This is a genomic window from Pseudomonas akapageensis, assembly GCF_011355085.1.
GTDB lineage: Bacteria > Pseudomonadota > Gammaproteobacteria > Pseudomonadales > Pseudomonadaceae > Aquipseudomonas > Aquipseudomonas akapageensis.
Window position 1 is genome coordinate 39,635 of the sequence record NZ_VXCP01000004.1, and the last position, 18,643, is coordinate 58,277.

The 18,643-nt window shown below is 57.9% G+C and carries 19 protein-coding genes; 9 read left to right on the forward strand and 10 right to left on the reverse strand.

The features are described from left to right. Window positions 1–32 precede the first annotated feature (32 nt). Window positions 33–842: a DUF2303 family protein gene (locus tag F2S13_RS04705; RefSeq protein WP_166359307.1), complete on the forward strand. Its 810-nt coding sequence runs from the start codon at window positions 33–35 to the stop codon at window positions 840–842. A gap of 147 nt (window positions 843–989) precedes the next feature. Next, window positions 990–1,268 (forward strand): pyocin activator PrtN family protein, encoded by a 279-nt coding sequence (locus F2S13_RS04710; protein WP_166359308.1) that lies wholly within the window; start codon window positions 990–992, stop codon window positions 1,266–1,268. A 55-nt stretch (window positions 1,269–1,323) separates the two neighbouring features. Here F2S13_RS04710 and F2S13_RS04715 read toward each other — a convergent pair whose 3' ends face one another. Both F2S13_RS04715 and F2S13_RS04720 read right to left on the reverse strand, forming a co-directional pair. Beyond that, window positions 1,324–3,162: an AAA family ATPase gene (locus F2S13_RS04715; RefSeq protein WP_166359309.1), complete on the reverse strand. Its 1,839-nt coding sequence runs from the start codon at window positions 3,160–3,162 to the stop codon at window positions 1,324–1,326. A 145-nt stretch (window positions 3,163–3,307) separates the two neighbouring features. Further along, on the reverse strand, window positions 3,308–4,411 hold the full coding sequence (locus F2S13_RS04720) for a tyrosine-type recombinase/integrase (protein ID WP_166359310.1): 1,104 nt from the start codon (window positions 4,409–4,411) through the stop codon (window positions 3,308–3,310). 107 nt (window positions 4,412–4,518) lie between these two features. Here F2S13_RS04720 and dusA point away from each other — a divergent pair, with 107 nt between their 5' ends. Both dusA and tal read left to right on the forward strand, forming a co-directional pair. Then, window positions 4,519–5,523 (forward strand): tRNA dihydrouridine(20/20a) synthase DusA, encoded by a 1,005-nt coding sequence (dusA, locus tag F2S13_RS04725; protein ID WP_166359366.1) that lies wholly within the window; start codon window positions 4,519–4,521, stop codon window positions 5,521–5,523. A gap of 138 nt (window positions 5,524–5,661) precedes the next feature. After that, window positions 5,662–6,588, forward strand: a complete 927-nt coding sequence (tal, locus tag F2S13_RS04730) for a transaldolase (protein WP_166359311.1) — start codon at window positions 5,662–5,664, stop codon at window positions 6,586–6,588. Between the two features lie 271 nt (window positions 6,589–6,859). Here the strand turns inward: tal and rssC are convergent, their stop codons facing one another. The 3 genes from rssC to F2S13_RS04745 all read right to left on the reverse strand — a co-directional run bounded on the left by rssC (window position 6,860) and on the right by F2S13_RS04745 (window position 9,587). Then, window positions 6,860–7,342 carry an anti-sigma factor antagonist RssC gene (gene rssC / locus F2S13_RS04735; RefSeq protein ID WP_166359312.1) on the reverse strand — a complete coding sequence of 161 codons (483 nt, stop codon included), beginning with the start codon at window positions 7,340–7,342 and terminating at the stop codon, window positions 6,860–6,862. Then, complete coding sequence (rssB, locus tag F2S13_RS04740) at window positions 7,339–8,523, reverse strand: two-component system response regulator RssB (protein WP_166359313.1); 1,185 nt, start codon at window positions 8,521–8,523, stop codon at window positions 7,339–7,341. The genes rssC and rssB overlap by 4 nt, the downstream gene beginning before the upstream one ends. Window positions 8,524–8,882: 359 nt before the next feature. Continuing rightward, complete coding sequence (locus tag F2S13_RS04745; RefSeq protein WP_166359314.1) at window positions 8,883–9,587, reverse strand: MlaA family lipoprotein; 705 nt, start codon at window positions 9,585–9,587, stop codon at window positions 8,883–8,885. Between the two features lie 190 nt (window positions 9,588–9,777). Here F2S13_RS04745 and pcrP point away from each other — a divergent pair, with 190 nt between their 5' ends. Continuing rightward, window positions 9,778–10,350, forward strand: a complete 573-nt coding sequence (pcrP, locus tag F2S13_RS04750; protein ID WP_166359315.1) for an HAD superfamily inactivated hydrolase PcrP — start codon at window positions 9,778–9,780, stop codon at window positions 10,348–10,350. 122 nt (window positions 10,351–10,472) lie between these two features. Further along, on the forward strand, window positions 10,473–10,736 hold the full coding sequence (locus tag F2S13_RS04755; RefSeq protein ID WP_166359316.1) for a DUF4404 family protein: 264 nt from the start codon (window positions 10,473–10,475) through the stop codon (window positions 10,734–10,736). A gap of 222 nt (window positions 10,737–10,958) precedes the next feature. On the opposite strand, the gene queF is transcribed toward F2S13_RS04755, so the two are convergent. Beyond that, complete coding sequence (queF, locus tag F2S13_RS04760) at window positions 10,959–11,789, reverse strand: NADPH-dependent 7-cyano-7-deazaguanine reductase QueF (protein ID WP_166359317.1); 831 nt, start codon at window positions 11,787–11,789, stop codon at window positions 10,959–10,961. Between the two features lie 67 nt (window positions 11,790–11,856). Further along, window positions 11,857–12,351: a cupredoxin domain-containing protein gene (locus tag F2S13_RS04765; RefSeq protein WP_166359318.1), complete on the reverse strand. Its 495-nt coding sequence runs from the start codon at window positions 12,349–12,351 to the stop codon at window positions 11,857–11,859. Between the two features lie 155 nt (window positions 12,352–12,506). Here F2S13_RS04765 and F2S13_RS04770 point away from each other — a divergent pair, with 155 nt between their 5' ends. Both F2S13_RS04770 and F2S13_RS04775 read left to right on the forward strand, forming a co-directional pair. Then, a complete protein-coding gene (locus F2S13_RS04770; RefSeq protein ID WP_166359319.1) occupies window positions 12,507–13,187 on the forward strand; it encodes a heavy metal response regulator transcription factor in 681 nt (226 codons plus the stop codon). After that, window positions 13,187–14,545 (forward strand): heavy metal sensor histidine kinase, encoded by a 1,359-nt coding sequence (locus F2S13_RS04775; RefSeq protein WP_166359320.1) that lies wholly within the window; start codon window positions 13,187–13,189, stop codon window positions 14,543–14,545. Before F2S13_RS04770 ends, F2S13_RS04775 begins: the two co-directional genes overlap by 1 nt. A gap of 132 nt (window positions 14,546–14,677) precedes the next feature. On the opposite strand, the gene F2S13_RS04780 is transcribed toward F2S13_RS04775, so the two are convergent. The 3 genes from F2S13_RS04780 to F2S13_RS04790 all read right to left on the reverse strand — a co-directional run bounded on the left by F2S13_RS04780 (window position 14,678) and on the right by F2S13_RS04790 (window position 17,931). Then, window positions 14,678–15,922 (reverse strand): lipoprotein-releasing ABC transporter permease subunit, encoded by a 1,245-nt coding sequence (locus F2S13_RS04780; RefSeq protein ID WP_166359321.1) that lies wholly within the window; start codon window positions 15,920–15,922, stop codon window positions 14,678–14,680. A gap of 70 nt (window positions 15,923–15,992) precedes the next feature. Beyond that, window positions 15,993–16,676 (reverse strand): lipoprotein-releasing ABC transporter ATP-binding protein LolD, encoded by a 684-nt coding sequence (gene lolD, locus F2S13_RS04785; protein WP_178118981.1) that lies wholly within the window; start codon window positions 16,674–16,676, stop codon window positions 15,993–15,995. Between the two features lie 7 nt (window positions 16,677–16,683). Then, window positions 16,684–17,931 carry a lipoprotein-releasing ABC transporter permease subunit gene (locus F2S13_RS04790; protein ID WP_166359323.1) on the reverse strand — a complete coding sequence of 416 codons (1,248 nt, stop codon included), beginning with the start codon at window positions 17,929–17,931 and terminating at the stop codon, window positions 16,684–16,686. Between the two features lie 94 nt (window positions 17,932–18,025). On the opposite strand from F2S13_RS04790, the gene F2S13_RS04795 reads away from it, so the two are divergent. Further along, window positions 18,026–18,613, forward strand: a complete 588-nt coding sequence (locus tag F2S13_RS04795; protein ID WP_166359324.1) for a PilZ domain-containing protein — start codon at window positions 18,026–18,028, stop codon at window positions 18,611–18,613. Window positions 18,614–18,643 lie beyond the last annotated feature (30 nt).

Genomic DNA, 18,643 nt, shown 5'->3' on the forward strand with positions numbered 1-18,643 from the left:
CCATACCTCTCACCAAGAAGGAAAACGATCCAATGGAAGCCAAAGCAATTCAGCTGATTCAGGACACCGCCGTACTGGCCAATGCAAAGGCCTTGAGCACGCACACACCAACGATCGCGCTGCCGGACACCGCCAAAGTACATAGCCTGGAAAAATTCCAGCAAACTCGCAGCCGTTTCCGGGGCGCGCTGGCCACGAACTCACTGAAAGACTTCAGCGGCTACGTGCTCACGCATGCCAGTGGCGAAAGCTCGGGGTTCATCGATAGCGACAGCATGATCTGCACTGTGCTCTTCAATCTGGGCGACATGGACACTCCCGGCCACGGCGACTTTAGCGCCACGCTCACCTTGAAGAAGACCGCCGCCTTCATCGCCATGGAGCGTGCAGCGTCTGTGAAGCACTCGCAAAAGGACCTCAGCGACTTCATCGAAGACTGGGCGCCGAACCTCAAAGCCATCACCGCAGACGGCACCAACATCGATCTGCGCCGGGCCGCGGGGGCGATCCGCTCAATCACTATCGAACAGGCCCGCAAGAGCGAACACATCGTTGGAGACATGAGTGCTTCCCGCTCTGCCATGGACCAGATCGAAGCCAAATCGGCCGACGGTCTTCCCGCCGAACTGCTGTTCACCGTCATCCCGTACGAAGGCCTGCAGGCACAAACCATCGTCCTACGCGTTGCCGTGCTCACCGGCGGCGATCAACCCATCCTGCGCCTGCGCTGGATTGGCGAAGCGCAATTGCACGAAGACCTGGCCCAGGAATTCAAATCCGTGGTTGCCCACGAAGTTGGCGTCGCCACCGACCTGACCATCGGCACCTTCGTCCTGGCCTAACGATCAGTCATAAGCCCCGCCGCAAGCCTCTCACCAAAGATCACGGCGGCGGGCACTACGAGGATCACAGCACATGCAAGCCCAAGTCACGATTCACAGGCAGTGCACAACGATCGATTACGGCCCGCATATAGGGGAGTTGGACCAATGAATACGCAGTTTCTACTGATGGCCCAATATAACGGCATGGTAATCATCCCACTCGAACGCGTTTGCAGCGACTACTTTAGCCACCTCACCCCAGAAAAAATGAAATTGAAAGTGGCTGCCGGTGATATCGACTTGCCGCTGGTGCGGTTGGAAAGCAGCCAAAAATCGGCAAGAGGCGTACATCTGAACGACTTGGCCACCTACCTTGATGCCCAACACCTCACAGCCAAGTCGGAACATGCCAAACTCATGGGGCGAGGGCTACGACGGGCGTAGTAAATTTCTATCAAAAAAAATCAGTACCAATACATTTATTGGTACTGATTATAATCTATTGATTTTTTAGTGCGACATGAGAATAAATATTTTCACAGAGGCTAACCATGTCCGAAGTTAGTTCCCATTCAATTTCTGCCATAACTTCAATCGCTTGCTTACAAAATTTAACTTTATCCTTGATTGTGCCGCTCTCATCAGCAAAAACCCTTCTTTCCAGCTTCCCTTTCCCCTTAAGCCCGAAAGCTTTGTCTAGATGATATCCAATACCATGGCTTGACTTAGCTAGATTTACAGTTAGTATTTTAGAGAGATCGTCAATATTAAGCCCTGCTGTTGTGTTAGATTTTTTCCTTTCAAATATTCTTTTAGCAGCCTCAAAAACTACAGAAATCGGCAACAAATTTTCAATTTCTTTGCCAGGGAGCAAATGAAAGCGATCTTTCAATTCCTCTGCCAGATTCTTAGCCCGCTGGGATTTACTTAGAATATCTCCATCGGCAATCAGAAAAGCATCTGAACATAGACGTGATGCATTCAGCCTTTCCGTGGTGTCATCATCGTCATCAAAGCCCCAATGTCCCAACGTACCGCCTTGATACTCAACAAATGCATAATGATAATTCTCTAAAAAACCCTCGAGCATTATCTTTCTCGACCCATCCGAAATAGAATCAAGATATTTTCGCATAATCACCTTCAGGTAAAGGCGATCCGTAATTCCCTCAATCCAAATGGTCGAGTTGGCAAGATAGATTGATGAGGCTCGCACGCCTAGATCCGCTAGAATTTCACGATCTTTGGTACACTCTTGAATATTGAAACTATTTCCATCTGAGGTATTTTTTTTGGTCACTCGATGGATCAGCACATCTTTATGGCTTTCAGCCAAGTCAAGCAAATGGTTTGAGTGCGTGGTGGCGATATATTGATGACCTGTATGGTTCAATAGAAACAGAGCCAGCTTTCTCAGAAGCCCAGGATGTAGGCAAGATTCAGGTTCTTCTACAAAAAAAATCGAGCGCTCCCGCTCCAAATAGGCAGCCGAAGTTATAATAATAACCTGCTGAAGACCATCCCCAAGATCATATATCGAAAACTGTTCGTCATCACCAATTTTAACAGCAACGGTATCCTTACCATACTGAGGGATAAGAGTAACTTCAGCACCTCCAAAAAACTCATCGCCTAATATTTTTTCATAACTCCTAACCCTCTCTCGCTCACTAGGCTGCCCTAGCAAAAACTGCGCCAGCAACTTATACAAATCAAAACCAGTAATTATTTCAAGTTCACTTTCTTTTGCTAAGGGAAAGTAATCTTTGACAGTCCTCTCATAAAAAAGGTCCGTCCCATCCCCGAGAGGCCTCATACCCCTCAGTATAGGAATGTAATGTTTTTTTAACGCATTAACTTGATTTCGTAAACTTGAAAACGCCTCCATTGCGCTCCCAGGATAACGCGCCTGAGCATGATGCCTTATATCATTAAACAGGTGAGAATTGTGACCACCCATAACGTGCATATTGTGATTAGAGGCATCACTCAAAAGCTTTAGCAGGCTGTCAATTGACCCGACCAGCGCCCCACTATCCTTACAATCACCATTATAAATCGCCATAAACTCATGACAATCAAAGTCAAGTATTCTGGATCCGCTTTTTATTATATCAAAAATATTTCCAAGCTTACCTGATGCTTCTTGAAACGCCTCACCCACTCCCAACTGCATTTTATTTTGCGGCGCGGAAAACAAGAACCTAAGCAGCCTGCTCTTCCCACTATTGTTAGGACCAATAAATAAATTTAGCTTTTCTAGTCGAATCCATTGCTCGCCTGACGGTATATTGCAATAACCCGGAAGGTTACCCGGCCAGATTTTTTCTAACTTCATTTTATATAAGACTCCATTCATCACCTAGCAGATTCGTATTGGCCTTTAATCTGTAGCGAACCGATCCAATCTAGTCGCCACTCTAGCAAGCTCCGCCTAGCAACATACAAGCGATAGGTAAATACGCATTGAGTTATGCTCTCTTTTACCCTTCTATCGTGGGCCCCGAAATTATCTGTTCCAGCCACGGCCAACCCTCGTAAGGATCGCCATTTCCCTTCAAGTGCGTGTATCGACGCATCGAATTCCAATCTCGATGACCTGACACAGAGGCAACTCTCGGAATATCCCACCCCATTTCGAATAGCCGACTGACCCCGTCGTGGCGAAGATCATGAAAGTGGAGATCTTCAATCTCGAGGAATGCAGCAGCCCTGGTGAACGATGCCGACACTGACCGGGCGTTATACGGAAATACCTGTTCAGCCACTCTTGGCATCGACTGCATGATCCGCCAAGCTTCGTCGGGCACATGACACCACACATCATTGCCATACTTCTGCCCAGGATTCTTCATGTCAGTGATCAACACCGCCTGACGCTCTTCATCTATTGCGTCCCAACGAATACGTGTAATCTCTTCCTGGCGCCGCGTGGAGAAAAGTGCAAATGCGGTCAGCCGCACCATATCAATCTGTTGCTTGCGCCGATCACGCATGGCACAGAAGTACTCGAGGATTGCATCGAGTTCGGACAGTGTCGGCCGACGGTCGCGCTCCCTACTCCTAGACACACCACCCATCTTACGCAACACCTTGCGCGCATCCGGCATGGCCATCGGATCAATGTCATAACCCCAGGCCGGGCGAGCAACAGACAGCACCGCACCGAGATGCGCCAGGTCATTCCCGACCGTCTGCGGCTGAATGCCATCGCTCAGCATGCGATCATGTGCGTACTCGACCAGCTTCTGACTGGTAATGTGCTTGTCTTCAAGCTTGCCCAACCAGGTTTCGCTTATAGCCTTTAGGGTGGCGCGCTTGGTCTTGCCCAGCGGCCGAAGCTTTTCGTAGTCCTCCAGGTAGCGATCGATCATCTCCTTGACCGTCACGCCTCTTCGATTGGCTTTGGCAATCGCACCAGGCTCGGCCAGCTCCGTCTCACGTCGCTTGAGCCAAGCCTGGGCCGTGGTCTTGCGGTCGAAGGTCTGGCTTTCCTGATAAACTGTCACACCCTTTTGCATGATGCGGATCTGTGCGGTGTACGCTGCAGAGCCATCCTTGCGCTTGCGAACGGTGATTGATCCCATGGGTTTTGCTACACGAGTGGTTTGCGTTGCTACATTGTAGCAAGACCATCTCAAAATTAAGCAAAAACCGTAGTAAACCGTAGCAAATGAGAAGTAGCTAAATGCCTATGAAACCTGCAGAAAACCTAGCATCCCCAGCAGATCCGGTATCTAGGAGGTTTTCTGTTGCGCCCATGATGGACTGGACCGACCGCCACTGCCGCTACTTTCTGCGCCTGCTCTCCAGCCGTGCCCTGCTCTACACCGAGATGGTCACCACCGGCGCCCTGCTCAATGGCGATCACGAGCGCTTTCTGCGCCATGACGAAACCGAGCACCCGTTAGCGTTGCAACTGGGCGGCAGTGTCCCGGCCGATCTGGCGGCCTGCGCGAAGATGGCCCAGGAAGCCGGCTATGACGAGGTCAACCTCAACGTCGGCTGCCCGAGCGATCGGGTGCAGAACAATATGATCGGCGCTTGCCTGATGGGGCATCCGGCGTTGGTGGCTGATTGTGTGAAGGCGATGCGGGATGCGGTGTCGATTCCGGTGACGGTCAAGCACCGCATTGGCATCAACGGGCGGGACAGTTATGCCGAGTTGTGCGATTTCGTCGGGCAGGTGCGGGAGGCGGGTTGCCGCAGTTTTACCGTGCATGCGCGGATCGCGATTCTCGAGGGGCTTTCGCCGAAGGAGAACCGGGATATTCCGCCGTTGCGCTATGAGGTGGCGGCGCAGTTGAAGGCTGATTTCCCGGATCTTGAGATCGTGCTCAATGGCGGGATCAAGACCATGGAGGAATGCCATGCGCACTTGCGGACTTTCGATGGGGTGATGCTGGGGCGTGAGGCTTATCACAACCCTTATCTGCTCGCCGATGTGGACCAGCAGTTGTTTGGCAGCACGGCGCCGGTGATTTCCCGCAGCGAGGCGTTGGCGCGGTTGCGGCCTTATGTTGCCGGGCATGTGGCGGCTGGGGGTTCGATGCACCATATCACCCGGCATATTCTGGGGCTGGGTCAGGGTTTCCCTGGAGCGCGGAAATTTCGCCAATTGTTGTCGGTGGATATCCACAAGAGCAAGGACCCGCTGGCGTTGCTGGACCAGGCGGGGCAGTTGCTCGAGGGCCGTTGACGGACCTGCTGTTGAACCTGTGCGGGGATTGGTTATCAAACACTTATCCCCTTCTTGCCCGAAGCTGCCGCCAGAGCCCTTGAGCGGTGGGCAGCGCTCGGGTAATGTCGTCTAAACCGCACAGGATAGAGCACGCACATGACTTCCAAGCTCGAACAACTGAAACAGTACACCACTGTAGTTGCCGACTCCGGCGACATCGATGCCATTTCCCGTCTCAAGCCGGTCGACGCCACCACCAACCCTTCCCTGCTGCTCAAGGCTGCGGCCATGCCGGCTTATGCCGAGCTGCTCAATGACGCCATCCGTGACAGCAAGGGTGATGTGGGTCTGGCTTGTGACCGTTTCGCGGTGGCTGTGGGCAGCAGCATTGTCAAAGTGATTCCCGGGCGTATTTCCACCGAGGTGGATGCGCGTTTGTCGTTTGATGAAAATGCGTCGCTGGCCAAGGCCAATCAGCTGATTGATTTGTATGAAAAGGCCGGTATCGGTCGTGAGCGCGTGCTGATCAAGCTGGCGTCGACCTGGGAAGGTATTCGTGCAGCAGAGAAGCTCGAGCGTGAAGGTATCCAGACCAACCTGACCCTGCTGTTTTCCTTTGCCCAGGCCGTGGCCTGCGCGGACGCTGGGGTGTTTCTGATTTCGCCGTTCGTGGGCCGGATCTACGACTGGTACAAGAAAGCCACCGGCACTGACTATGTGGGCGCGGAAGACCCTGGCGTGCAGTCGGTCACGCGCATCTACAACTATTACAAAGCCAATGATTTCAAGACTGTGGTCATGGGTGCCAGCTTCCGTAATCTCGGTCAGATTGAAGAGCTGGCCGGTTGTGATCGTCTGACCATCAGCCCTGACCTGCTCGACCAGTTGGCCAAGGATGAAGGCAAGCTGGTGCGCAAGCTGACCACCGGCAATGGCGGCGAGCCGCGCCAGAGCCTGAATGAGAGCCAGTTCCGCTGGGCGTCGAACGAAGATGCCATGGCTACCGAGAAGCTGGCTGAAGGTATTCGCCAGTTTGCTCGGGACCAGGAGAAGCTTGAGGCGCTGCTCAAAGCCAAGGCTTGAGGCCTTACGTTTAACGCGAATGCAAAAAGGGCGATTCCTCGTGGGGGTCGCCTTTTTTTCTCGGTATTGCGAATCTTCTACCTCTTGCGCCTCATTCCCACGCTCTGCGTGGGAATGCCGTGCCAGACGCTCCAGCGTCGATCGGCCAAGTGCGACGCGGAGCGTCACTGGAGGCATTCCCACGCGGAGCGTGGGAACGAGGAAACGCGAACGCAAAAAGGGCGACCCCGTGAGGAGTCGCCCTTTTTATTGCCTGAGTTTCAGGCTGCGGTCAGGTCCGCTCCAGGGCGTTAACCAGGTCATGGAAGGCTTCACGATTGGAGTCGTTCAGGCCCATGAGGATTTTGTGTGCTTCCAGCACCTTGGCCTTGACCACGTCTTCGGACTGATCCTGCGATGGCAGGTCGGTCAGGCATTCGGGGCACGGGATGGGGCGGTCAACGATGTTGAACACCTGCTCGAAGCCCATCGATTGCAGCAGACGCGTGATGTCCTCGTGGGTGGTCACGACAGTAGGCAGCAGCCCGACTTTTTGCCGGGACAGGATCGACAGCTTGGCCAACAGGCCCAGAGTGGTGCTGTCGATGCTGTTGGTTTCGGTCAGATCGATGACGATCGCCGAAAAATTCAGCGCCGTGAAGATCTTTTCAATAGTCGCATCCAGCGCCGAACACAGGGTAAGGCGCACTTCACCGACAAATTTCAGAACGAAGGTGCCGTTCTGTTCGGCGAACTGGATTCTACCGGTACTCATTCAAGATTCCTGCTTAACACCAATAGGGCGATATCATCCGGCATCTCCCCAAGCGTAGCCAATCCAAAACGTTGCCGCAGCCCATCCAGGCTGCCGCCTGCGGACTTGACTATCTCAGGCAAGGCCGCTTCTTTATCTTTGAGTGTTTCACCGGGCAAAAGGTCCAATATGCCATCAGATAACAGGGTCAGGCTGAAGCGCGGTGGCATTTCGAGCACATGATCCTGGTACGTGGCTTCATTGAACAGGCCGACCGGCAGCCCGCGCCCTTCCAGATAACGGCTCTGGCCTGGCGTGTACAGCACGGGCAGCGGTAAATGCCCGCCGATGCTGTAGGTCAATAACCCGGTTTCTTCGTCAATCACACCGCCCACCATTGTCACATGTTTACCGAGCTTGCAGTTGATCAAACCGCGGTTTATGTGACCGAGCACTTCCGAAGGCTTGAATTCCGGCATGGTGCCGTTGCGCTTGGACTCGAACAGCAGGCGCGTGGTCATGAACTTCAGCAATACGGTGACGAATGCCGATGAAGCGCCATGTCCGGACACGTCGGCCAGGTAGAAGCCGATTCGCCGGTCATCGACCCGGAAATAGTCGACGAAGTCACCCGACAGGTACAGCGACGGGATGATTTCGTGGTCGAACTGCAAGTCGTCCGCAAGCCAGGGGCTTTGCGGCAGCATGTTCATCTGCACCTGGCGCCCGGCGTTCTGGTCTTCCTGCAACAAGTGCAGGCTGGCCTCGAGCTCGTGGTTGGCGGCTTCGAGCTTCTGTCGGTAGCGCTGGTTTTCCTGGACAAGGCGCGCTCGATCAAGTGCCCGGTGCACCGAGTGCTCGAGCACTGCGAGGTCTTCCAAGGGCTTGATCAGGTAGTCGGCAGCGCCCAGGCGCAAGGCCTCGACTGCGTCGTTCATCACGCCCGCACCGGATACGACTATGACCGGCAGATCCGGAGCGCGCTCGGTGACCTGGCGAATCAGCTCGAGGCCGCCCATTTGAGGCATGCGCAGGTCGCAGATTACAAGATCGGGCTGCTGCTGCTCGAATACCTCGAGCCCCTGCAAGCCATTGCAAGCCTGCAGGACGCTGAAGCCACTGTCTTCAAGGTAGGCGGCAAGGCTTGCGCGCACTACATCGTCATCATCGATTATCAGCAGCGTGGCACTGGTTTTGTGCATGTGGGCAAACGGCGCCAGAAATAGGTTGGTGTAGGTGGCTGGGCGAAGCCTTGCACACTTACTGGATTCACTTCTAGCCTCCCTGTCTATGAGGTGTAGGACAATTAATCCTGCACTGCAACTTTCAGAGGTGCCCTGTTGAGGCGCTGACGGTACTCCCATCCGCCGGGCGTTTCAAGCGTGTACCGATGGTCGCCTGAGGTCTTTGCCGCGCAAATCACCGGGAGTTATAAAAACGCCCCTTGGCTCAACACAATTGAAGGACCGTTCCTACAGGCAAACTGACCAGGACTACGGCTAAAACAGCCTGATACAAAAAAGACGGCCCGCGGGCCGCCTTTCCCGGATTCAAACGCCGATCAGAAGTCGTCTTCGACCTGCCCGTCTTTCACCTTGAACTCGCGGTTCTGCAGGTAGGCACTGCGAATGAAGTTGTATTTGTCGCCCTGGATCAGCTTCTCGGTCGAGAGCAGGCTGGCGCGTGTGTCGATGATATTGACGGCGCGTGCCGTGTTGCGGGTCGGAACATGATCGATGTAAGGATAAGGTCCGGTGTAGCTGTCCGGGTATATGGCGACGGCGTCACGCACGGTGCTTGGGCCCAGGAACGGCAGCATCACGTACGGGCCACTGCTCACACCCCAGTAGCCGAGGGTCTGGCCCAGGTCTTCATCATTACGCTGCAACCCCATCTTGGTGCCTACGTCGAAAAAGCCGAGCACGCCGAATGTGGTGTTGAAGATCAAGCGTGCGGTGTCGACACCGGCCGCCTGGGGCTTGAGCTGCAGGACGTTGTTGGCCAGGTTGCGCACATCCCCGATGTTATTGAACATGTTGTGGATGCCGTCTTCGAGAAACTGCGGCGTGATGTACTGATAGCCCTGGGCTACCGGCTTGAGCGCGTAGGTGTCGAGCGTGTCGTTGAAGCTGAAAATAGCGCGGTTGACGCCTTCCCAAGGGTCTTCCTCGGTGGCGGCCTGGGTAACGACAGGCACCAGCACGAAACTGGCGCACAGACAGGCGCGGGCCAATCGATCGATCAGTCCTGAACCGATCATACGCATATATTTTCTCCTCAAAATCTCTCTGGCGGGCGCTAGGCCGGACCTATGAGCGACAAGTATAAGACGTCGAGCCTTTATATGCAGCCTAGCTGAACCATTGTCGTAAGACACGTTACTCTCGCGGCTTCATAGCGTCATGGGATTGTCATTGACTGGATGTAGCTTGACTGGTTATTTCAGGGATGTCGCCATGCCACAACCTGCCCCTTTTACCGCCTTGTTGTTCGGCCTGCGCGGCTGCCTTGTCGATGCTGCCGCCGACTACCATGCCAACGCTGCGGGTCCTGCTCTGGTAACACCCGGCGCCCTGGAGGCCCTGGACGCACTGCGCCAGCAAGGCGTGCCTTGCGCCTGGCTGGACGAGCTGCCCGATGCACTTTGCCGCCATCTGGCAACTCCCCTGCCCGACTGGATGACCGCCATCAATCATAGTCGCGATCGCGCGCGCTGGCCGGCGCCCGACGCCTGCTGGCAAGCCCTGATGACCCTCAAGGTCGAACGACTGGATGGCTGCGTGCTGGTCAGCGGCGAGCCGCGTCTTCTCCAGGCCGGCCTGAATGCCGGGCTCTGGACCGTTGGCCTTGCGTCATGCACAACGCTGCGCAACAGCGCGTTGACAACCCAGGAACAGGAACACAAACGCGCCAGGACAACCCTGCAATTGTTCAACCTGGGCGTGCATTCGGTGATCGACCACCTGATGGAGCTCGAGGCCTGCCTGTCCGACATCAGCCTGCGCCGCTCCAAGGGTGAAAAACCCTGAAACAGCGATGTTGATCAGGATCATGCAGGCAGCGCCCGAGTGGATTACTCTAAAGTGCAGTGATGGACCTTTTGCGCACTGCCAGGGTCCATGGCTGTGCCTATTATCTGAGGGAGATCGCCATGCCTGCCCGCGAACTGCAAGAGCAATTGAACACCTTGCGCGAGCAATTGGAGAAAAATCCACCGCTCTCCCAAGAGGAGCGCGATAACCTGCAGGATTTGATGACGCAGATTGAAGCGGAGCTCGAGCTGGAAACCGCAACCAAGGACACCAATCTGGCCGACGGCGTCAATCTGGCCGTCGAACGCCTGGAACTTGAACATCCGCTGCTGGCCGGGACGTTGCGCAATATCGTTCAGGCCCTTGGCAATATGGGTATCTGAAACCCGGAAAAAAGCCCCTGCCGTTCAGGCGAGGGCTCAAACTGCGGATGACCTTTATCACGAAAGAACGCAGGCTGATGTAGCCGCTGCCGTCAGGCTGCGCTGAGGTCCGCAGGACCTCCATCATTCTCCGATCCGTGCGCCCGCTTCGCGCGCGAGCGCAGCCTGGCGGCAGCGGCTACAGGGCCGCCATTCGCCTGCGAGATAGTGGTTAGCGGGCCTTTACTGACGCACCAGCCGCAAATTCTGCTCCGTCACCACTTCAGTACTGCGATACGGATTGATATCCAGCCCGCCCCGGCGCACGTAGCGTGCATAGACGGTCAATGACTGCGGCTCGAGCAGGCGTTGCAGGTCCAGGAAGATGCGCTCCACGCACTGCTCGTGGAAGTCGGCGTGCTGACGGAAGCTGACCAGGTAGGCCAGGAAGCTGGCATGGTCCAGCGCTGCGCCACGGTAGTGCACCGCGACACTGCCCCAGTCCGGCTGGCCGGTAACCGGGCAGTTGGATTTGAGCAGGTGGCTGTGCAGGCTTTCTTCGATCACCCGCTCGGCATCGCAACGCAACAACTGCGGTTGCGGTTGCTCGTAGTTGCTGATGTTCACATCCAGTTCATCGATGCAAACGCCCGGCAAGGCGTGCACGCCTTCGGCCTCGACTTCGGCCAGGGTCCGCACGCGAACGCCTACCGGCTTGCCCGCGGCTGCCGAGAGGTCTTTGATCAAGCATGCCTCTACCGCTTGCACCGACTCGAACGGCGTCTGGTTCAGCGAATTGAGATAGAGCTTGAACGACTTGGATTCGATGATGTTGGGCGACTCGGCAGGAATGCTGAACTCACCGATGGCCACGACCGGCTTGCCCGACGGCAGCAGCCAGGACAGCTCGAAGCAGTTCCAGAAGTCCACGCCCTTGTAGGGCAGCGTATCGGCGGTCAGGCCCAATTCGGCCCATTTGGCTGCACGCGGGATCGGGAACAGCAACGATGGCGTATAGGTGGAGATGTATTCGCTGGACTTGCCCAACGGCGAATGTTCGGCTGCGGGATGCATGGCGGAAACCTGGCTGAGTAAACCGGTCTAGTTTATCGGGTTTGCGCCGCGCTTGGGACCCATTGCGTCATTTGTCGATTTTCAGGGTGCCGACCATGCTGGCCTGATAGTGGCCGGGCACGTTGCAGGCGAATTCGATGCCGTCGGCCTGGGCGAAGGTCCAGGTCAGTTCGGCGGTTTTACCCGGTTGGACCAGTACGGTGTTGGGCTCGTCATGGCCCATGCCGTGCCCCATGGCAGCGTGATCCATACCACCTGGCTGCATGCCCTGCATTTCCTGCATTTCCTGCATTTCCTTCTGGTGCCGGGCGTGCATGGCCGCATCCCCGAGGTTGAACTCATGGGCCATTTGGCCCTTGTTGGTCAGCACGAAGCGTACGGTCTCCCCCGCCTTGACCTCCAGCGATTTGGGCTCGAAATAAGTGTCACCAAGAGTGACTTGCACCGTGCGAGTGGCCTGGGCGGCAGGTGCCGGGTGACCGAAGCTGTAGTGCTCCTCGGGCGAGGCCAGCAGCGGCAGGCTCAGGGCCATGAGTCCGGCGGCGATTAACAGGCGATTCATACTCGTACACTCCATCAGGCGATAATCAGGCTGTGCGACACTGTAGGTAATCGCCGCTGGCAGTCGGCTGACAATAAGATTACATCTTTGTCAGTTTACGCCTGTGCCTGCGCTCACAGGGTATAACGCCTGGGAGCCATTGCTGTGAGTTCTCCATGAAATTGCTGATTGTCGAAGACCAACCGAAAACCGGCCACTACTTGCGCCAGGGCCTGAGCGAAGCCGGCTTCAATGCCGAACTGGTCGCAGATGGCACCACCGGCCAGCACCTGGCGCTGACCGGCGACTACGCCCTGCTCATCCTGGACGTCATGTTGCCTGGCCGCGATGGCTGGCAGATCCTGCAGGCGGTGCGCAGTGCCGGCCTTGAGATGCCGGTGCTGTTTCTCACGGCACGGGATGCCGTCCACGACCGCGTACACGGCCTGGAACTGGGCGCCGACGATTACCTGGTCAAACCCTTTGCCTTTTCCGAACTGCTGGCACGGGTCCGCGGCCTGCTGCGCCGGGGCAGCAGTCCGCCCCAGGAAAGTGCATTGAGCCTGGGTGATTTGCGCCTGGATCTGATTCGGCGCCGGGCCGAGCGTAATGGCCAGCGCATTGACCTGACCGCCAAGGAATTTGCCTTGCTCGAACTGCTGCTGCGGCGCCAGGGCGAGGTGCTGCCCAAGTCGTTGATCGCCTCCCAGGTCTGGGACATGAATTTCGACAGCGACACCAATGTCATCGAGGTGGCGATTCGGCGCCTGCGCCTGAAACTCGACGACAACCACGACAACAAGCTGATCCACACCGTGCGCGGCATGGGCTATGTGCTCGAAGAGCGTTGCGACTGATGCGCCGCCTGTCACTGGGCAGTCGCCTGGCCCTGCTGTTCGCCGCCTGCACCGCCGTGGTGTCGTTGATTGCCGGCGTGCTGTTCAGCCGCGCCAGCGAAACCCACTTCATTGAACTGGATCAGCAACTGCTGACCAGCAAACTGCCTGTGCTGCGCCAACTGCTGGCAGGCGTAGACAATCGTGCCGCCCTTGATGCGCGCTTGCCCGCCCTGCAAGCGGAACTCCGCCATCAACCCGACCTGGCCCTGCGCATCAGCAGCCACGAGGGTCAGCCCTGGTTCGACAGCCACCCCAACCTGCCCGCCACCCCCGCCGGCAGCGGCATCAGCACTCTGCATAGCGACGGCACCGACTACCGCAGTTTCAATACAAAACTTACGCCGGACAACGCGTCTTCGGCACAATTGACCCTCTTGCTCGACATCACCCACCACCAGCATTTCCTGCAGCGCATGCAGCACCTGATCTGGCTGACCGTCGGGCTCTCGGCCCTGGCCACCGCCCTGCTCGGCGCCTGGGCTGCACGCAGTGGCCTGCGCCCGCTGCGGCGCATGAGCGAGGTGGCGTCCAGCGTTTCCGCCCGCTCCCTGACCACGCGCCTGCCCCGGGCGCAAATGCCGATCGAGCTGGCCGAACTGGCCCAGGCGTTCAACGCCATGCTCGGGCGCCTGGACGACGCCTTCCAGCGCCTGTCGGCGTTCTCTGCCGACATCGCCCATGAACTGCGCACGCCGCTGTCGAACCTGCTGACCCACACCCAAGTCACCCTGACCCGCCCGCGCACTCTGGAGGAATACCGCGAAGCCCTGCACAGCAATCTGGAAGAGCTGCAATGGATGGCGCAACTGGTCAATGACATGCTCTACCTGGCCAAGGCCGACCATGGCCTGCTGGTGCCCAACCGCGAGCCGCTGGCGCTGGATGAGGAAACCGATGCCCTGCTGGAGTTCTTCACGCCCCTGGCCGAAGACGCCCAGGTGCGTATGCGTCGTACCGGGCAGGCGCAACTTGCCGGCGACCGCAACATGCTGCGCCGCGCGCTCTCCAATCTGCTGGACAATGCGCTGCGCTTTACCCCGGCGGACGGGGAAGTCAACGTGGGCATGCGCACTACGGAAGGACAGATTCAGCTGAGTGTGGAAAACAGCGGCGAGGGCATCGACCCGGCATTGCTGCCGCGCCTTTTCGACCGGTTCTACAGGGCCGACCCTGCGCGGCGTGAAGGCAGTAGCGAGCATGCGGGGTTGGGATTGGCGATTACCCAGTCGATCGTCCGTGCCCATGGTGGGTCGATTCGTTGCGAATCGGATGGGGGGTGGACGCGGTTTGTGATTGAGTTGCCGGTTGGGGGTTAGATTTGTGTCTCCTCGTTCCCACGCTCTGCGTGGGAATGCATCCCGAGACGCTCTGCGTCGTGCTCCGGAAGGTCGACGCAGAGCGTCTGGTACGGCATTCCCACGCGGAGCGTGGGAACGAGGTGTCAGGAATCACTCATACCGCAACGCATAAGCCGGCTCGATCTGCGCCGCCCGCCACGCCGGATACAGCGTCGCCAGAAAGCTCAAGGTAAACCCTGCGGTACAGATCAACGCCACGTCGAACCACTGCAACTCCGATGGCAAGGTGCTGATGAAGTACACGTCGGAGGTGAAGATATGCTGCCCGGTAACGCGCTCCAGCCAGCCCACCAGAGCGCTGACGTTGATCGCCGCGATCACCCCGAGGATGCCGCCGATCAAGGTGCCGACGATACCGATCACCGTACCCTGGACCATGAAGATGGTCATGATCTGCCGCGGCGTGGCGCCGATGGTGCGCAGGATGGCGATGTCCGCGCCCTTGTCGTTCACCACCATGATCAGGGTCGCGATGATGTTGAATGCCGCTACGGCGACAATCATCAGCAGCAACAGACCGATCATGGTCTTTTCCATCTTCATAGCGCTGAACAGGCTGCCCTGGGTGTGGGTCCAGTCATCGGCCTTGAACTGATCGCCCAGGCCCGTGGCGATCGCCCCGGACACTTGCGGCGCACTGTACAGGTCCTTGAGCTTGAGGCGCACGCTTTGCACCTGGTTCGGCTCCCAGTGCTGCATCTGCGCGGCGTCGGCCATATGGATCAGCGCCATGGAGCCGTCCAGCTCGGCCCCGACCTTGAACACTCCGACCACGTTCAGGCGCTGCATGCGCGGGGTGATCCCGCCCGGTGCGGTGCTGACTTCCGGCACGATCAGGGTCAGCTTGTCGCCGACATTCAGGCGAAAGCGCCGTGCGGTGATCTCGCCGACCACCACGCCGAACTCGCCAGGCTTCAAGTCATCCAGGCGACCCTGGACGATATGGTCGGCAACGATCGAGACCTGGCCTTCGCGGGCCGGGTCCACGCCACTGATCTGGATCGGCTGCATCGCCCCCTTGTAGGAGAGCATGCCTTCCATTTCAGTGAAGGGCACGGCGGCCACGACCTGTGGGTTCTTCATCGCGGCCTCGGCGACCGGCTGCCAGTCATCCAGCGGCCTGGCCCCGAGAATGGTCGCGTGAGGCACCATGCCGAGGATGCGCGAGCTCATTTCACGCTGGAAGCCGTTCATCACCGACAACACCACGATCATGGCCAGCACGCCCAGCGCCAGGCCGATCATCGAGGTCATGGAGATGAACGAAATAAAGTGATTGCGGCGCTTGGCGCGGGTATAGCGCGCGCCTATGAAGATCGATAACGGTCTGAACATTCCGGGGCACCGTATAAAAAATAATGGACCCGGCACTTCCCTGCTTGCAGAAGTGCCGTGCGCAATCGGATCAGATGGCGACCAGCCGGCCTTCTTCCAGGCGCAACACCCGGTCCATCTGCCGGGCCAGGTTCATGTCGTGGGTCACCACCAGGAACGCCGTGTGCGACGAGGTGCTCAGCTCCAGCATCAGGTCCTGGATGCCCTGGGCAGTATGGTGGTCGAGGTTGCCGGTCGGCTCGTCGAGCATCACCAGCCCTGGCCGGTTCACCAGCGCCCGGGCGATGGCCACGCGCTGCCGCTCGCCACCGGAAAGCTCGGCCGGCTTGTGGCCCAGACGATGGGCCAGGCCTACGCGGGTCAACAAAGCGGTGGCGCGCTCGCGGGCTTCGGTAATCGCCGTGCGACCGATCAGCAACGGCATGCAGACGTTTTCCAGTGCGGTGAATTCCGGCAACAGGTGGTGGAACTGGTAGACGAAGCCCAGCGCCCGATTGCGCAGCAAGCCGCGCGCGCGCTCGCCCAGCGCCGAAAGCTCTTCGCCGGCCAGCCATACGCTGCCCTTGGTGGGCGTGTCGAGCCCGCCGAGCAGGTTGAGCAAGGTACTCTTGCCCGAACCGGAACTGCCGACGATGGCCACACGCTCACCGGCGTGCAACTCCAGCGCCAGCCCCGACAACACTTCGACCGACTCCGGGCCTTCCTCGTAGGACTTGCCCAGATTGCGGCAACTCAGCACTGCTTTATCACTCATGCCCAACTCACTCATAGCGTAGCGCCTCCGCTGGCTGGGTGCGCGCAGCACGCCAGGCCGGATAAAGGGTGGCGAGAAAACTCAGGACCAATGCCGCACCGCAGACCATCAGCACATCTTCGGCCATCAGTTGCGAAGGCAGGTAGTCGATGAAATAGACGTCGGCATTGAGAAACTTGTGGCCGATCAAGGATTCCAGCCCGGCAATCGCGGCGCTGACATTGAGCGCGGCGAACATCCCGACCAAGGCGCCGATCAGGGTGCCGACCACGCCGATCACGGTGCCCTGGACCATGAAAATCGCCATGATCTGGCCTGGGGTGGAGCCGAGCGTGCGCAGGATGGCGATATCGCCGCGCTTGTCGTTGACCACCATCACCAGGGTGGAAATGATGTTGAACGCTGCCACGGCGACGATCAGCAACAGCAGCAGGCCGATCATGGCCTTCTCCATGCGGATCGCCTGGTACAGGTTGCCGTGGGTGCGGGTCCAGTCGCGGGCGTAGTACTCATCACCAAGTTTCTGGGCGATGTACCAGGACGCGCGCGGCGCCTGGAACAGGTCGTCGAACTTCAGGCGCAGGCCCTGTACCTGGTCGGCCTTCCAGCGGTGCAGGCGCGACAGGTCTTCGATGTTGGTCAGGCCCAGATAGCCGTCCAGCTCGCCGGCGCCCACATGGAAAATGCCGACCACGGTGAAGCGTTTCATGCGCGGGAACATCCCGGCCGGCGTCACCGTCACTTCCGGGGCAACGAAGGTCAGCTTGTCGCCGACGGCCACGCCCAGCTTGGTCGCCGCCTTGTCGCCGATCATGATGCCGAACTCGCCGGGCTTCAGCGCATCGAGCTGGCCCTGCTTGATGAAGGCGTCGATGATCGAGACATTGCGCTCCTGGGCCGGGTCGATGCCATTGAGCAGCACCTTCTGCACCGTGCCGTTATTGGTCAGCAAACCCTGCATCTGGGTGAAGGGCGCAACCGCCGTTACTTGCCGGTTCTGCTTTACTTTACTGGCAAGCGCAGGCCACTCGCTGATCGGCTGACCGGTTTCCAGGGTGGCATGCGGGACCATCCCGAGCACACGAGTTCGCATTTCATGATCGAAGCCATTCATGACCGAAAGCACCACGATCATCACGACCACGCCAAGGGCGAGGCCGATCATCGAGGTCAGGGAAATGAACGACACGAAATGATTACGGCGTTTGGCACGGGTATAACGCGTACCGATGTATACGAAGAGAGGTCTGAACATGTCGGGGCTTGTTCGGAGGAAAGAGGAACGTCCTTGTGGCGGGGCTTGAATAGCAGCTTTACACTCAGACCACCGCCGCTACCATGGGTTCGCCATGTCGACATTAGATGAAGAAGATCGCCGCGAATACTACCGTATCGAGGATCGGATCGCACTGGAAATTAGCCCCTTGGCAGGCGCCGAGGCGAATGACTCAGACTTGTTGCAAGATGCTTCACCACTGTTCAATTTGCTCAGCGAATTGCACCTGAGCGAGTTCGAGTCGCAACACCTGTTGCGCCAGCTCAGTGACAGCGACCGAACCCTGGCCAACTTCCTCAGGGCCCAGAACAAGCGCATCGATCTGCTCAGCCAGGTGGTCGCGCAAACCATTCTGGGCAAGATCGGCGAACCGCAGCCGGTGGTGCTTTCCGAGAACGGCGTCGAATTCAGCCAGGCCCAGGCCATAAAGGCCGGCACACTGCTTTCGGTCAAGATGGCCTTGATGCCCCAGGCACTGGGGCTGTTGCTGCGTGCCCGGGTCATCCATTGCGATCCGAGGCCCGACGGGCGCTTCGAGATCGGCACGGAATTCGAAGCCCTCAGCGATGCCCAACGACAGTTGCTGGCCCGCTACATTCTGCAAAAACAGGCACAGCAGCGTCGCAGCGCTCGGGAAAAGAGTGAGTCACCGAGCACCTGACCCCCTGTAGCCACTGGCGCTATCTGACAC